This is a genomic window from Streptomyces caelestis (assembly GCF_014205255.1).
Taxonomy (GTDB): Bacteria; Actinomycetota; Actinomycetes; order Streptomycetales; family Streptomycetaceae; genus Streptomyces; species Streptomyces caelestis.
The window spans coordinates 3,095,760-3,109,927 of sequence record NZ_JACHNE010000001.1 but is presented as its reverse complement, the minus strand read 5'-3'; the positions used below and the strand labels follow the sequence as shown (position 1 = coordinate 3,109,927).

At 73.5% G+C, this 14,168-nt stretch carries 13 protein-coding genes; 5 read left to right on the top strand and 8 right to left on the bottom strand.

All coding sequences use genetic code 11. The features are described from left to right. Positions 1-28: 28 nt before the first annotated feature. Both HDA41_RS13995 and HDA41_RS13990 read left to right on the top strand, forming a co-directional pair. Positions 29-844 carry an LPXTG cell wall anchor domain-containing protein gene (locus tag HDA41_RS13995; protein WP_184983928.1) on the top strand — a complete coding sequence of 272 codons (816 nt, stop codon included), beginning with the start codon at positions 29-31 and terminating at the stop codon, positions 842-844. A 241-nt stretch (positions 845-1,085) separates the two neighbouring features. Next, positions 1,086-2,333, top strand: a complete 1,248-nt coding sequence (locus HDA41_RS13990) for a glycoside hydrolase family 26 protein (protein ID WP_184983926.1) — start codon at positions 1,086-1,088, stop codon at positions 2,331-2,333. A gap of 40 nt (positions 2,334-2,373) precedes the next feature. Here HDA41_RS13990 and HDA41_RS13985 read toward each other — a convergent pair whose 3' ends face one another. From HDA41_RS13985 to HDA41_RS13950, 8 genes are read right to left on the bottom strand one after another with little or no spacing between them, the layout of a single operon-like run. After that, the gene (locus HDA41_RS13985) at positions 2,374-3,468 is read right to left on the bottom strand and encodes a GNAT family N-acetyltransferase (protein ID WP_184993382.1); all 1,095 of its coding nucleotides are present in this window, start codon (positions 3,466-3,468) and stop codon (positions 2,374-2,376) included. A 26-nt stretch (positions 3,469-3,494) separates the two neighbouring features. Next, complete coding sequence (locus tag HDA41_RS13980) at positions 3,495-4,169, bottom strand: YveK family protein (RefSeq protein ID WP_184983924.1); 675 nt, start codon at positions 4,167-4,169, stop codon at positions 3,495-3,497. Further along, positions 4,166-5,359 carry a glycosyltransferase gene (locus HDA41_RS13975; protein ID WP_376706788.1) on the bottom strand — a complete coding sequence of 398 codons (1,194 nt, stop codon included), beginning with the start codon at positions 5,357-5,359 and terminating at the stop codon, positions 4,166-4,168. Before HDA41_RS13975 ends, HDA41_RS13980 begins: the two co-directional genes overlap by 4 nt. 8 nt (positions 5,360-5,367) lie before the next feature. Continuing rightward, a complete protein-coding gene (locus HDA41_RS13970) occupies positions 5,368-6,144 on the bottom strand; it encodes a polysaccharide deacetylase family protein (protein WP_184983922.1) in 777 nt (258 codons plus the stop codon). Further along, on the bottom strand, positions 6,128-7,765 hold the full coding sequence (gene murJ / locus HDA41_RS13965) for a murein biosynthesis integral membrane protein MurJ (protein ID WP_184983920.1): 1,638 nt from the start codon (positions 7,763-7,765) through the stop codon (positions 6,128-6,130). The genes HDA41_RS13970 and murJ overlap by 17 nt, the downstream gene beginning before the upstream one ends. Then, positions 7,762-9,120, bottom strand: coding sequence for an O-antigen ligase family protein (locus HDA41_RS13960; protein ID WP_184983917.1), 1,359 nt, complete (start codon positions 9,118-9,120; stop codon positions 7,762-7,764). The genes murJ and HDA41_RS13960 overlap by 4 nt, the downstream gene beginning before the upstream one ends. Positions 9,121-9,126: 6 nt before the next feature. Beyond that, complete coding sequence (locus HDA41_RS13955; protein ID WP_184983915.1) at positions 9,127-10,599, bottom strand: exopolysaccharide biosynthesis polyprenyl glycosylphosphotransferase; 1,473 nt, start codon at positions 10,597-10,599, stop codon at positions 9,127-9,129. Further along, positions 10,596-11,807, bottom strand: a complete 1,212-nt coding sequence (locus HDA41_RS13950) for a glycosyltransferase (protein ID WP_184983913.1) — start codon at positions 11,805-11,807, stop codon at positions 10,596-10,598. The genes HDA41_RS13955 and HDA41_RS13950 overlap by 4 nt, the downstream gene beginning before the upstream one ends. A gap of 482 nt (positions 11,808-12,289) precedes the next feature. On the opposite strand from HDA41_RS13950, the gene HDA41_RS13945 reads away from it, so the two are divergent. The 3 genes from HDA41_RS13945 to HDA41_RS13935 all read left to right on the top strand — a co-directional run bounded on the left by HDA41_RS13945 (position 12,290) and on the right by HDA41_RS13935 (position 14,135). Beyond that, positions 12,290-12,571 (top strand): hypothetical protein, encoded by a 282-nt coding sequence (locus HDA41_RS13945; protein ID WP_184983911.1) that lies wholly within the window; start codon positions 12,290-12,292, stop codon positions 12,569-12,571. A gap of 294 nt (positions 12,572-12,865) precedes the next feature. Beyond that, positions 12,866-13,285 (top strand): tyrosinase family oxidase copper chaperone, encoded by a 420-nt coding sequence (locus HDA41_RS13940; RefSeq protein WP_184983909.1) that lies wholly within the window; start codon positions 12,866-12,868, stop codon positions 13,283-13,285. After that, positions 13,269-14,135: a tyrosinase family protein gene (locus HDA41_RS13935; protein ID WP_184983907.1), complete on the top strand. Its 867-nt coding sequence runs from the start codon at positions 13,269-13,271 to the stop codon at positions 14,133-14,135. Before HDA41_RS13940 ends, HDA41_RS13935 begins: the two co-directional genes overlap by 17 nt. Positions 14,136-14,168: the final 33 nt, after the last annotated feature.

The following is a 14,168-nucleotide window of genomic DNA, read 5'->3' as shown; positions in this document are numbered from 1 at the left end:
TTCCCCTTCAAGCAGGAAGACGACGAAAATGCGTAGAAAACTGAGCAGGGGGATGGTCGTGGCCGCCGCCGCGACGAGCATCCTGCCCATGTACGGTATCCAGGCGTTCGCGGCATCGCACTCCGAGGTTTCCGCGGCCTGCGGCGAATCCGTCGGCGTGCAGACCGCGGTGGACGCGTCCTCCGAGGCCTCGTGCACGAGCGGCACGGCCTCCCGCTCCGGTGACGACCGCGAGCACGACGGTTACGGCCACGGCAGCGATGACGTCGACAAGGCCGGTTACGGCGACGCCGGCGGCTCTGGGGCCGCCCCCGCCGCGCAGCCCTCGGCCGCGTCGTCGGCGAAGACTGCATCGTCGACGTCACTGGCCACCACGGGCGAAGAGAGCGGATACGGCGACGACGACGCCGGCCACGGCCGCGACGACGCCGGCCACGGCCGCGACGACGCCGGCCACGGCCGCGACGACGCCGACCATGACCGCGACGACGCCGACCACCGCGACGAAAGTGGCTATGGAGACGGCGGCGGTGACGGCGGTTACGGCCATGACGAAAGTGGCTACGGCGAGGAGGAGGGCGGCTACGGCGACACGCCGACGACGAAGCCGCCGGCGGAGACCAAGCCGCCGGCGTCACCGCCCACCACACCGCCGGCGGAGACGAAGCCGCCGATCACGCCGCCTGCGTCGTCCCCACCGCACACCGAGCCCTCGACCGAGCCGCCCTCTCTTGCCGAGACCGGCAGTGACCAGCAGGTGCTCGCGGCTTCCGGCGTCGCCGCGCTGCTGCTGACGAGCGGCGCCGTCCTGTACCGACGAGGCCGAGCAGCGTCCCGCCGGTAGGAGAGCGCTCAGGGTGCCGGACGTACCGCGTCCGGCACCCTGGTGCGTTCCGGCCTCCTCCCGTAGTCCGCCTTGACTCCCTCGGCCGCGGCTCACTCGTGCGGGTGATCGGAGAGTGCGAAGGCACAGAACCAGGTCGGCAGAGTGGGCATACATATCACTGGTCAACGGGGCGGATACGGATGAACGAGTGGCAGTGCACGCTCCGACTGCTGCCGGTGAGCGGAGAAAAGGAGCAGCCATGGCCCCTCAGCAACGGCGCCGCGGAAGATGGGCCGTGTACGTCGCGGCCGGTCTTCTCGTGGCGGCCGCTCTGACACTGGTACCCGGGCTCGCCGTGGGCGCCGGGGTGGAAGAGGCCACCGAGACGCCTGTTCCGACGACGCCGGTACCGGCGGTCCCGGTGCCGACGGCCCCCGTCGTCCCACCCGCACTGCCCGTACCGCCCGCCCCGCAGCCCGCCTTCGGCGCCTACCTCCACTACAGCCCGCTCGGCGTGCTCCGTATGGCCGAGATCAGCCAGTGGCTGAACGGTCCTCAACCGCGCGTGGGGCGCTCCTATCTGCCGGGTGACCGCTGGAGCAACATCGAAGGCGCCCCCGGCTTCCTCGACGCCTGGGCGAACTGGCGCCGGGAGAGGGCCGACCGGATGTTCGTCCTCAACGTGCCCATGCTGGAGCGCAACGAGGAGGGCCTCTCCGACGCCGAGGTCCGTGCCCTGCTGCGCCGGGGCGCGGCCGGGGAGTTCGACCCGCACTACCGCCGTCTGGCCGAGCGGCTGGTCGAGTCGGGGGTGCCGGACACCATCCTCGTGCTCGGCTGGGAGATGAACGGCGTCACGTACACCCACCGATGCGGGCCGGACCCGGAGGCCTGGAAGACGTACTGGAACAGAATCGTCACCACCATGCGCTCGGTGCCGGGTCAGAGGTTCCGGTTCGACTTCACACCGAGCCGCGGGCGGGACGCCGTCCCCTGGACCGACTGCTATCCGGGGGACGCCACGGTCGACATCATCGGCATGGACGCGTACGACCAGCCGCACGGGCTGTCCTTCGACGGACAGGTGACGGAGCCGTACGGCCTGCAAAAGCACGTGGAGTTCGCGAAGGAACACGGCAAACCCATCTCGTATCCGGAGTGGGGTCTGTTCCGCAACGGCGACAACCCGGAGTACATGCGGGGCATGCTCGCCTGGATGGACGTACACAAGCCGCTGTACCACACGATCACCGACTACTGCCCGCACGGCGTGTGGCAGTGCCGGCAGAACCCGAAGGCGGCCGAGGTGTACCGGACCGTGCTCTCCGGTCGCTCCGAGCCCGAGCCGGTGCCGGTGCCGTTGCCCAGTTCCGTGCCGACGCCCCGGCCGGTGCCGACGGCGCCGCCCCATCCGGACTGCTCGCCGCTGAACCTGGGCGACTGGGTCGAGTACTGGCTCGGCGGAAGGCTCTGCATCCGCTTCGACTGGTGGTCGCGCTTCCGGTGATCCCGGTGTCCCCACCGGCCGGCCGGGGGCGGCGGAAGGCTCAGGCCCTGCCGCCGCCCCGTTCCTTCCACCCGCGCACCAGTTCCCTGGCCCGGCCGCGCGCGGCGACCTCGCAGACGACCGCCCAGAGCAGCGGGGTGGTGCGCCGCCGGGCCAGCAGCAGCCGCTGGTTGACCACGGGCTCGGGTCGCCAGCGGCGCTTGTACGGTTCGTCGCCGCGCAGCAGGCTGAGCGTGCCGCGCTTGCCGGCGACGGCGTGCCGGGTACCCGCGTCCAGCAGCATCACGGCGATGTCCGCCTTCCGCTCCCGCAGCCGCGGATGGACGCCGTACAGATAGCAGCCCGCCAGGCGTGGCGACAGCAGCGTCAGGTCGACGGCCACCACCTCGCCGTCCAGCAGGAACTCGGTGATCAGGGCATCTCCTGAGCGCACCAGCGACCCGACCGCGCGCACGAGGTGCGCGGCGAACCGTTCCCGGAGGTGCTCCGGCGTCACCCCGCGGCTCTCCCACTGCAGCCGGTGCAGTGCGAGGAGCCGCCCCAGTGCCGCGCCCACCTCGTCGGGGGGCGCGGTCCGGCGCGTCACGCCCAGCGCGGTCAGTTTGCGCAGGTGGGCCCGCGCCCGCCGGGCCTTCGCCCCGGGCAGCCGGGCCGCCAGCTCCTCCACCGGCACGGCGGGCAGTTCCAGGCAGAGCGAGTCGCGCACCCGGCGGCGCGGTCCCCGCCAGTGCGCGTAGAGGGTTTCGGCCGCGCCGCCCGGACGGACCTCGCGGAAGTCGATCAGTGCGGTGCGGGCGGCCGCCGACAGCGCCTCGGCGAGCGCGGGCGCCGCCCGGTCGGCGTGCTCGTCGTCGAGCAGGACGTCTCCGTAGTCGGTGATCGCCCCGCCCAGCGGGACGAGCCGGGGCAGCGTCCGCCCGACCCGCATCAGCGGCGCCACCGCCAGCAGTTCGCCGCCGTCGCGCACCAGCACCAGCCGCAGGCGGCCGGGGCTTCCGTACGACGTCCACCACGAGTGCAGCCAGGCGTGGCTCTGGAACGGAGTCGCCGCGGCACACCTGCGGTACAGGCGCTCCCAGGCGGGGCCCAGCGCGGCGAACTCCCACTCGTCGGTGCACAGTTCGGCCCGCAGCATGCCGACGTCGGTCCCCAGCACCGCGCTCACAGCTGCCCCTGCGCGTCGGCGGCGGGGGCCGGACCGGGCACGGTGGCCGGGCGCACGCCCTCGGCGGCGGCGCGCCGGGGACGGACCAGCAGCGCGAGACCGCCCAGCAGGCCGCCCGCGCTCGCGCCCACCAGGCCGGTCAGCGCCGGGGACGCCGAGGACGGCTCGGTGGGCCTGACGGCCCGGGAGAACGGCAGGAGTTCGACGTGCGTGGCGCGCTTGGCGTCGTTGGCGTGCCGGGTCAGTGAGCGGGCGACCGCGTTGGCCATGTCGGCGGCGAGACCGGCGCGCGCGGATGTGGCCGTCACGGCCAGCATCGGCGCGTCCGGTGAGGTCGCCGACCGCACGCTCTCCCGCAGCGTCCTCACCGGCACGCCCGCCCGCACCTGGGCGTCCCCGAGCACCGCGGGCTGCGTGGCGACCCGGCCGTACGCCTGGGCGAAACCGAGTGCCGTCTGCGGGTCCGACGTGGCGGTCGGTACGGCGATGACGTACGCCGTGGCCGAGTAGGCGGGCGGCGTGAGGGCGCCGTACGTGCCTGCGGCGAGCCCTCCGGCGAGGGTGCCGGCCACGAGCAGGGACCACGGCGGCAGCGCCTTCAGGCGCCGGAGCGCCGGGTGCCGCTGGGCCGGGGGTGCCGGGGGTGCGGCCTTGGAGGTGGTGGAGGTCATCGGGGGATCACTCCCAGGGGTGACGGGGACGAGCAGGAGAGGGCGGCCGCGTACACGTCCATGAGCCGTGTGGCGCTGCGGGTGATGCAGTAGTGGCGGGCGGCGGCCGCGGCCGGGCGGACCGGCGGGTGCGACCGGCCGGCCTCGGCCCGGGCGCGGGTCTCGGTCCGGGCGCGGGTCTCGGTCAGGGCGCGGGCGAACGCGTCCGCGCCGCCCCGCACCCGGCGGGCCCCGGCGGCGAGACGCGGCGGGAGATCCTCGACGGCCGGGCAGGAGGCGTACAGCACCGGCAGCCCCGCCGCCAGGCCCTCCACGACGGCGAGGCCGAAGGCCTCCTCGGGGCTCGGCGAGACGAGCACGTCCATCGCCGAGGTCAGTGACGGCAGGTCGGGACCGCAGGTGCCGTCGGGCAGGTACGGCCGTTCGCCCGTGAACATCACCCGGTCGCTCACTCCGGCCCGCCGGGCGGTGCGCCGCAGCACGTTCTCCTCCGGGCCGTCGCCGACCAGCAACAGCACGCAGTCGCGGGGGAGCCGGGCGAGGGCGCCGATCAGGACGTCGAACCGCTTGCCCGCGGTCAGCCGGCCGATGCCGCCGACGACGTACGCGCTCTCCGGCAACCCGAGCCGGCGGCGGGTGCGTTCGCGGGTGACCGGGTCGAAGCGGAAGCGGGCCACGTCGATGCCGTTGGGCACGATCTCGATGCGCGGCTCGGGTACGCCCCAGCGAGTGAGCCGGTCGGCCACCGTGGAGGAGACCGCGACCGTGGCGTGCCCCAGCCGCTCGCTGGCCAGGTACAGCGCGCGCACGCCGGTGGTCAGGGCGCGGCCCTCCATCTGCGAGGCGCCGAGGGAGTGTTCGGTGGCCACCACGGCCCGGACGCCCGCCAGGCGAGCGGCGGTCCTGCCGTACACGCAGGCCCGGTAGAGGTGGGTGTGCACGAGGTCGTAGCCGCCGGACCGGATCAGGCGGGCCAGACGCGGCACGGCGGTCAGATCGCGGTTGCCGGCCATGCCCAGGTGGACGACACGGACGCCGTCCGCCGACAGGCCCTCGGCGACCGCGCCGGGGTTGGTGAGCGTCACGACGTCGCAGTCGACGGGCAGGTGGCGCAGCAGCAGCCGCAGTTGCTGTTCCGCACCGCCGACGCCGAGGCCGGTGATGATGTGCAGGGCCTTCAGCGCGGGCATCGCGGAGCTCACACCCCTTCGACGGCGTGGCGGCGCAGCCGGTGCAGTCCCCGCTTGAGGTGCAGCCGCCAGGCCGTGTCCCGCTCGCCGACGTGGACACGAGGCAGGGCGAGAGGGCCCGCCAGGTGGCCGGGGTCGGTGGCACAGGCGTAGGCGTAGCCCGCTTTCTCCACGGCGTCGACGACGCGGCGGTCGACCTTCCCGTAGGGATAGCAGAAGCCGCTGACGGGAGCATCGGTCATGTCGGAGAGCAGGTCTTTGCTGTCGCTCACCTCGGCGCGGAGCAGCGCGTCGTCGGCCCGGGTCAGATCCACGTGCGTGAGGCCGTGCGAGCCGATCTCGATCCCCTCGGCGGCGGCCCGCCGGATGCCCTCCGCCGACAGCAGCGGCTTGCGCGGGCCGAGCGGGTCCCAGGCGTTGTCGTCGCCCAGCCTGCCCGGCAGCACGAACAGGGTGGCGCCGCAGCCGTGGCGGTGCAGCAGCGGCAGGGCGTGCGTGAGGAAGTCTGCGTACCCGTCGTCGAAGGTCAGCCCCACCAGATCCTGTCCCGCACCCCGGGCGCGCGCGGCGAGCAGCTCCCGCATGCCGACGCCGCGCAGGCCCCGGCGGCGCAGCCAGCCCAGCTGCCGGTCCAGGCGGCGGGGCGAGACGGTGACGCGGTACGGGTCGTGGGAGCAGTCGCCCACGGAGTGGTACATCGCCACCCACGGGGGAGGACCGGATCTGCGCGGGGGCGTGGCCGGCGCGGGGGTGGTGGAAGGGCTGCGGTCAGCGGAAACGGGCATGCGGAAGCCTCCGGGAGACGGTGCGCAGTGCGGGTGCGAGGTAGTGCGCGCCCAAGGGCCGGGCGAGCAGGAGGAAGACGACGGTCACGGCCGTGCCACCGGCCGCGAGCCCGAGCGCGGGAGAGTCGATGCGGCCCGCGCAGAACCCGCCCACACCGCAGGCGACGACCGCGGCCCGCAGCGGCTTGCCCATCTCGGTCAGTACCGGCCGCGTGCGGATCGGCACTCCGCGCGTCTTCATGCCGTAGAGCAGGATCACGGCGGTGAGGGTGATGCCGGCGGCGTTGGCTGCGGCGATCCCCAGCACGCCCCACGAGCCGGCCGTCACCGCGCCGAGCCATGACGTGGTGACGATCCCGGCGGCCATCGCCGCCACCGGGTACCAGGTGGGCCGCCCCGCCGAGAAGTACGACCGGACGAGCACGCCCACCAGCGCGTGGCCGAGCAGCCCGAGCGCGTAGACGCGCATGACGGCGGCGGTGGCCGCGGTGTCCTGCGCGGTGAACGCGCCCCGCTGGAACAGCAGGTGGACCAGATGCGGGGCACACGCGGCGACGGCCGCGGCGCCGAGCAGCACGACGCACGACACCAGCGAGAGGTCGCGTTCGACGCGGTCGCGGGCCCGCTCGGTGTCGCCCTCGGCCAGCGCCTGCGCCACGACCGGAAAGGTGACCGTGCACAGCATCAGGGCGAGCACCATCGGCATCTGGACCACCTTCTGGGCGTAGTTCAGGTGCGAGATGGCGCCGGCGGGGAGCGGGGAGGCCAGGAAGCGCTCGATGAGGACCTGGGACTGGCGGCACAGGGCGAAGAGCAGGACGGTGCTGATGAGGGCGAGGTTCATGGCGTGCCGGTCCGCCGGGACCGTCACGTCGGTCGGGAGGGACATCCGCTTGTGGTGCAACTGGCGTAACACAGAGGGCAGTTGGGTGACGACCATGAGTGCCCCGCCCACCGCGACGCCGACCGCCGCCGCCCTCACGCCCCAGCGGGCGCCGAGGACGAACATCGCCGCGATGATGACGGTGTTGTAGGCGACGTAGATGGCCGCGGGCGCGACGAACCGGCGGTGTGCGCGCAGGAAGGCGCTGCAGTAACCGGCGAGACCGAAGGTCAGGACACAGGTGCCGGTCAGCCGGGTGCAGTCCACCGCGAACTGCGGGTCCGGGATCCCCGGCGCCAGGGTCTCGACCACGTACGGCGCGCCCCAGACGAGCAGCGCCGACACGGCGGCGAACGCCAGCGACAGGCGGGGCAGCGTACTGCGGACCAGGGCGCGCACCGGGTCGCCCGTACCGCCCTGGGTGCGGCGGGCCACGGCGGCGCTGAACGCCGGTACGAGGACGAAGGCCAGCCCGTCCTCGATCAGCAGCGTCGCCGCGAACTCCGGCACGGTCCAGGCGACCAGGAAGGCGTCCGTCTCGCTCCCCGCCCCGAAGAGGTGCGCCAGCGCCTGGTCCCGGCCGAGGCCCAGCAGCGCACCGGCCAGGGAGAGAACGACGGTGACGAGGGCGGCCCGGGCGAGGAAGCCCCGCGGGACGGGTCCGGGTCTGCCGGTGTCCGTGCCGGCGCGTGCCGGGGGGAGCGTGGCGTCCCTGGCGCCGGGAGGGGGGATCGTCATCGCGCCACGGCCTTCCGGGAGGCGGCCGGGTCGTCACTCGCCAGCGCCCACCACGCCGTCACCCCGAAGCAGACGGCGGTGAGGACGGTCGTGGGCCCGCCGATGTCGGCGTACGCGAAGTCGATCAGATGCCAGATCAGCAGCCCGCAGGCGACGAGCGCGCAGTCGAGGCCGGGGCCTTGTGCCCTGCGCACGCGGACCAGCCGCCGCAGCCCCAGCACCAGCAGGGCCAGCCAGCTCCCCGCCAGCGCCAGCAGCCCGACGAGTCCCTGTTCGCTGAGTACCAGCAGGTACATGTTGTGCGGCGACAGCAGAGGCTGCTTCCGGTACGCCGCGCCGGCGCCCTCGGTGTCGCTGCCTGAGGACAGGGCCAGCGAGGCGTGCCCGTCGCGGTGCTCGGGGAACCCCTTGAGGCCGACGCCCGTCAGTGGCCGCTCGCGCCACATGCCGGTGGCCGCCGCCCACATCGTGTACCGGTCGGTGACCGACTGGTCGGGTGCGTCGGCGACCTGCCCGATGGTGCTCACCCTTTCCTGGAGCAGCGCGGAGCCGACACCGAACCCGCCGACGAGGAGGACGGCGACGGCGGCCACGACCGCTCCCGCCTTCACCGCCCGCCGTATGCCCGCCAGCACCAGCTGTGCCCCGCAGGCCAGGGCGGTGGCGATCCAGGCGCCTCGGCTGAAGGACACCGCCAGGGGCACCACCAGCAGCAGCGCGCACACCACGGCCCACACCCGCCACCAAGCTTTCGGCTCCGCTTGAGCAGGGAGGTGCTCCCTCCGTACCGGCGCGGGTTCCAGCGCCAGCCCCACCGCGCACACCAGTCCGAAGGCGACCACGCTCGCCATCGCCATGACGTCGCCCGGCCCGAAGGTGCCGACGGCGCGGATCTCCCGGCCCATGTACGAGGCGCCGGTCCCGGTCACGTACTGGTGCACCCCGACGGCTCCCTGCCACAGCGCGAGCCCCACCACCGCCCAGGCCAGCAGCCGGACGTCGCGCCGGTCACGGATGAGCAGCAGGACGGCGGCCGGGACGAGCACGAAGACCTGCAGACAGCGCGCGAAGCCGGTGACCGCCGCGCCCGGCACGGCGGTCACCGTCGCCGCCACCGCGAACCCGACCACGGGCAGGCCCAGCACCATGGCGGCGGTACGCGACAGGGGGCGCCGCCGGTGGAGCAGCAGACGTACCACGCACCACAGCACGAGGACACCGGACGCGGCGTCCGCGGGGGTCGCGCCCCCCTCACCGCCCGGCGCGACGGGCACCGCGAGCAGGGCGATCACCGCCACCACCGGCAGGACGGGCGTCAGCCGGCGCGCGGCGGGCAGGGCGGCTGCGTGGCTCACCGGGCTTCAGCTCCCCGTCGGGCGGACCAGCGCGGCGGCCGTGCGCAGCAGGATGCACACGTCCTGCCACAGCGACCAGTCGTCGATGTACGCGTTGTCGAACCGGGCGCGGTCCTCGATGGAGGTGTCGCCGCGCAGCCCGTGGATCTGGGCGAGCCCGGTGATGCCGGTCCGCACGCGGTGGCGGGCGGCGTAACCGGGGTAGGTCTCGCTGAACACGGCGACGAAGTACGGACGTTCGGGGCGCGGCCCGACCAGGGACATGTCGCCCCGGAAGACGTTCCACAACTGGGGCAGCTCGTCGAGCGAACTGCGGCGCAGGAAACGGCAGAAGCGGCTCATGTCCCGCTCGCCCGCCACGCTCCAGCGGGTGGCGGCCTCGTGTGCGTCGGACGGGCGATGGGTGCGGAACTTCAGCAGCGTGAAGGGGCGGCCGTCCCTGCCGACGCGCTCCTGACGGAAGACGACGCCCGGCCCGTCGCTGACCCGCAGCATGAGCGCGCAGGCCAGCAGCACCGGGCTGACCAGGAGCAGCAAGGTCCCGGAGACCAGGACGTCGAGGGCGCGCTTGGCGGGGCCGCCGCGGTGCCGGCCGGCCTCCAGGCGGCGGCAGGAGAAGCCGGCGATCCGCTCACGCGGGCCCCGGTCGTGGACCGTGCGTCCGGCCTCGCCGTACGCGGCGCTCCTCGCCCGGCCGTACGCCGGTGCGTCCGCGTCGAGCTCCCACAACGCGCAGCCCGACTCGGCCAACGCCCGTAGCAGCAGGCCGCGTTCGCCTACCGGGCCCACGATGAGCACGGCCCGCACGCCGTTCTGGATGACGGCCCGGTGCACCTCCTCGTCGGTGCCGAGCACCGGCAGTCCCTCGCCGCCGGCCGGGTCGTCGGCGAGGACGCCCACCGGTCTGAGGCCGCACCCGGGATGGCGCAGGAAGGCGGCGGCCACGCGCTGGGCGGTGGCGGCGGGGCCGACGACGAGGGCCGCGGCGGGGTGGCGGACCAGTGTCCGGCGGCGGCGCCAGTGCACCATGCCGCGGCCCGCGCAGCTCGTCACCGCCTGCAGGGCGCAGCCGGTCAGCAGCGTACGGACGGACAGGGCATGCGCCGGGGAGAGCGCCGCGACCAGGGCCGCGAGCGCGCACCAGCTCACCGTGATCCGGGCGCAGACGGCGGGGAGTTCGTTCAGTACGGCGGGCACGGCGGCGGGGCGGTACAGCGTCGCCCGTGCGTTCAGGCAGAGGACGGCGAGCAGCAGGGGCGCGGTCAGCAGGGGGTGGGGCAGTGCGGGGGCGGCGGTGAGCGCGGCGGCCGCGTCCACGGCGAGCAGCGGCAGTCCCGGGGCGTGGCGCGCCGCGGGGCGTCGCCCTGCGGAGCGCCGCAAGCCGTCGGCGGTCCCGCGCGGGGAAATGACCGAGACGGGAGGGAATCCGTGCTCCGGCGGCTGGCTGCCGGGGGGAGCGACGGTACGTTCGGCGGTCACGAGCGGATGGACTCCCTGCACTCGGTGTGTTCCGTGCGATGAATCACCGTGCGCCCGGCACCGAGGAGTTCGCGGTAGAGAGCCGCGACCGCCTCGGCCGAGTGCCGCACGTCGTGCGCGGTGAGTACGTGGCGGCGCCCCTGGTGGCCGAGCGACTCCCGCAGCGGCGGATCGAGCAGGACCCGGGTGAGCGCGTCGCCCAGCGGGCCCGGCCGGCCGGCGGGCGCCAGACAGTGCGCCCGGTGACCGGGCGGCAGGCTCTCGCGCGCCCCGGCCACGTCCGTGACCAGGACGGGACGCCCGCACGCCATCGCCTCCAGCGGGGCCAGCGCCATGCCCTCCCAGCGCGACGGCAGCACCACCAGGTCGGCCGCCTGGTACCAGGGGACGGCATCGGCCACGGCCCCGGCGAACAGCACGCCCTCGGGCGCGCGATGCCGCAGCCGCGCTTCCTCCGGCCCGTCCCCGACGAGCGCCAGCCGGGCCGCGGGCACCCGCCGCAGCACCGAGGACCACGCCTCGAGCAGCACGTCCTGCCCCTTCTGCCGGCACAGCCGCCCTACGCAGACCACCAGCACAGCGGCCGGATCGAGGCAGGCGAGCGGCGCGAGGGCGGCTCGTGCGGCGGCGACGGCGGTGGGATGGAAGCGCGCCGGGTCGACACCGTTGGGGATCACCCGCCAGTGGGCACGCACTCCGGCGCGCGCGCCCCGCTCCCGTTCCGCCTCGCTGACGCAGACCACACGGGCGGCCCACCGTGCCCCCCACCGCTCCCACACCACGGCGGTCGCCGCCGTGACCCCGCCGACCGCCTCGAACGACCAGGCGTGCGGCTGAAACACCGTCGGGATGCGCCCCCGTACCGCCAGCCGGGCCGCGAGCCCGGCCTTGGCGCTGTGCGCGTGCAGCACGTCGGGCCGGACCTCGTCGACGACGCGCGCGAGCCGGCGCACCTCACGGGGAAGCGACCGTCCCGGTGCCCGCGTGGCGGGCCAGTGCCGTACGTGTGCGCCGAGTTCCCGCAGCGTCTGTGCGAGGCCGCTCTCGGGGCACGCGACCGTGACGCCGAAACCGGCGGCACGTTGCGCACGCACCAGTTCGGCGACCACTCGGGCGACGCCGCCGTCCACCGGCTGGGTCACATGGAGGACGCGTGGCGAAGCCGCCCGTGTCGCGGTGCGCAACGATCCCGAAGACCGGACGGTCATCACTGTGCGGGATGACGTGAAAGGCGGGCGTCCCGCCCTGACGGGCCGTCGGACAGGTGGATCCCCGTACGTGTCGCAGTGGAAAGACCCCCGGCGGGACGCATGACCGGCGTTGCCCTTTCGCGAAGACATCAACTCTTTGACTAAATCAGGACACATCACTCTATCCCGGATTCTCGCCCTTACCGGGCAAGTGGGATAGGCGTGTTGAAATCCCCCTGTCGCACGTCGGGTTGCCGCCCTGTCGGCAGGGGAGGGGTGCCCGACGCCGGAGTCGGTGCGCTCCCGATCCGCGCAAGGCGCAAGGTCCCGCGTTCATAAGAGGATGAGAAACCCAGATAAGACATGCCCTTCATTCGGGTGAGATTGCTCGCGGGCGCCGGAATTTTCTGTGCACGCGGTTTCCGCGGCGTCCAGGGCTCGTTAGAGGCGATGAAGCAATTCTCCCTGGTGACTTTCCAGTTGCCCAAGAAAGGAACACGATGAAGTCTCTGAAGGCTGCCGCCGTCATTGCCGGTTCCATGGTCGTGGCCAGCATCGCCGCTCCCGCCGTCGCTCTGGACGCTGCGGACGTCAAGCCCGACGTCACCGGAGTGGTGAACAAGCTCGCCAAGGACCCGGCCGACCTGAAGCTGCTGGACCAGGCGAAGGGGCTCGACACGGGGAAGAACGGCCTCCTGCCCGGCGCCGTCGAGGGCGCGAAGGACACCCTGACCCAGAAGACCGAGGGCCAGCTGCTGGACGGACACACCCTGCACGTCTGAGCGGTGCGGGCGCTCTTTCGTCTCAGGCTTTCGCTCGGATCTTCAATCCGGGATTTCTGCTGGACTTGTGTAACGGGCGCTTGCGACCGTCCCAGGGCCGGTTCCGTCGCGTGCGGGATCGGCCCTCGGATTGTGTGCCACATGGCTGTCAGGTGCTTGTGGTGACGAGAAGGAGACAGGCCGTTGCGAACCAACAGACCACCCAGGTATCCATCGGTACACCGTGAGGCCGGGCCCGCTGACGACCGCCCGTCAGCCGTCGCCGGCCTCCCGCGTGCCACGGGACGGCGGCGGGTGCTGCGAGGACTGTCCGCGTCGGCGGTCGGTGGGGTGTTCGCGCCGTTCCTGGTGGCGTCGAGGCCGGCCGGAGCGGAGGAAGCGCGGTTCGCCGAGACGTATCGCGGGCGCCGCATCGTCGGCGTCAGGGACGGCGGCGGGCGGTCCGGGGGCGACGGCTCCGGCGCGTGGTACGTCACCGTGGACGGGCGGCCGCTGCATCTGATGCGGCGGGCGGACGGCAGCTGGTTGAGCATGGTCGACCACTACTGCTCGTATCCGACCCCGCTCGCCGCCGCGCGCGCGGCCGTCGACGAACTCGGCCCCACCGAACAACTGGGCGCGCCGGACGACAGGGGCGGCGGCACGGAGCACTGCCGTACGCCGGGCGAACGCAAGGGAACCGAGGGGGATCATCACCATGGTGTACACGCGTAAGGACGTCAGCACCTTCACCCGGTCCGAGCGGCGCCGGTTCGTCAACGCGCTGCTCGAGGTCAAACGCCGCGGCGAGTACGACGAGTTCGTGCGCACGCACATCGAGTACTACGTCTCCGACGGTGAACGCAGACTGCGCGCAGCCCACATGGCACCCTCCTTCCTGCCCTGGCACCGCAGGTTCTTGCTGGACCTGGAGGACGCGCTGCGCCGGGTCGACGAGTCGGTGACCGTGCCGTACTGGGACTGGACGCGCACCCGCACCCCCACGGCCGTACCGTGGACCGAGGACCTGCTCGGCGGCACCGGGCGCCGGTCCGACCGACAGGTCATGACCGGCCCCTTCGCCTACCGCAACGGCGCGTGGACGATCAAGGTGGGAATCACCGAAACCGAGTTCCTCACGCGGGATCTGGGCCGCTCCCGGGACCCGATCGCCCTGCCCACGGCCGGCGATGTGAAGCGCGCCCTCGACGACCCCGTCTACGACACGGCCCCCTGGAACTCCACGTCCGCCAAGGGGTTCCGCAACAAGCTGGAGGGGTGGGGGCGAGGGCAGGGCGCCGTTTCGTGGCACACCCACAACCGGGTCCACCGTTGGGTCGGCGGTCACATGGTCGGCGGCGCCTCCGTCAACGACCCCGTCTTCTGGATGCACCACGCCTTCGTCGACCTCCTCTGGTCCCGCTGGCAGCGGCGGCACCGGGGCGCACGCTATCTCCCCGCGAAGCCGCTCGCCCGGGGCGACGCCCAGCGCGGCCGGATCGTCGCACGGCACGAGAAGTTGCCGCCGTGGGACGTGACACCCGGCGAGCTGGAGGACCACAGCGGGATCTACCGGTACGCCTAGGGCCTTCGTTCGGGGATCAGCCCGGCTCCGAGT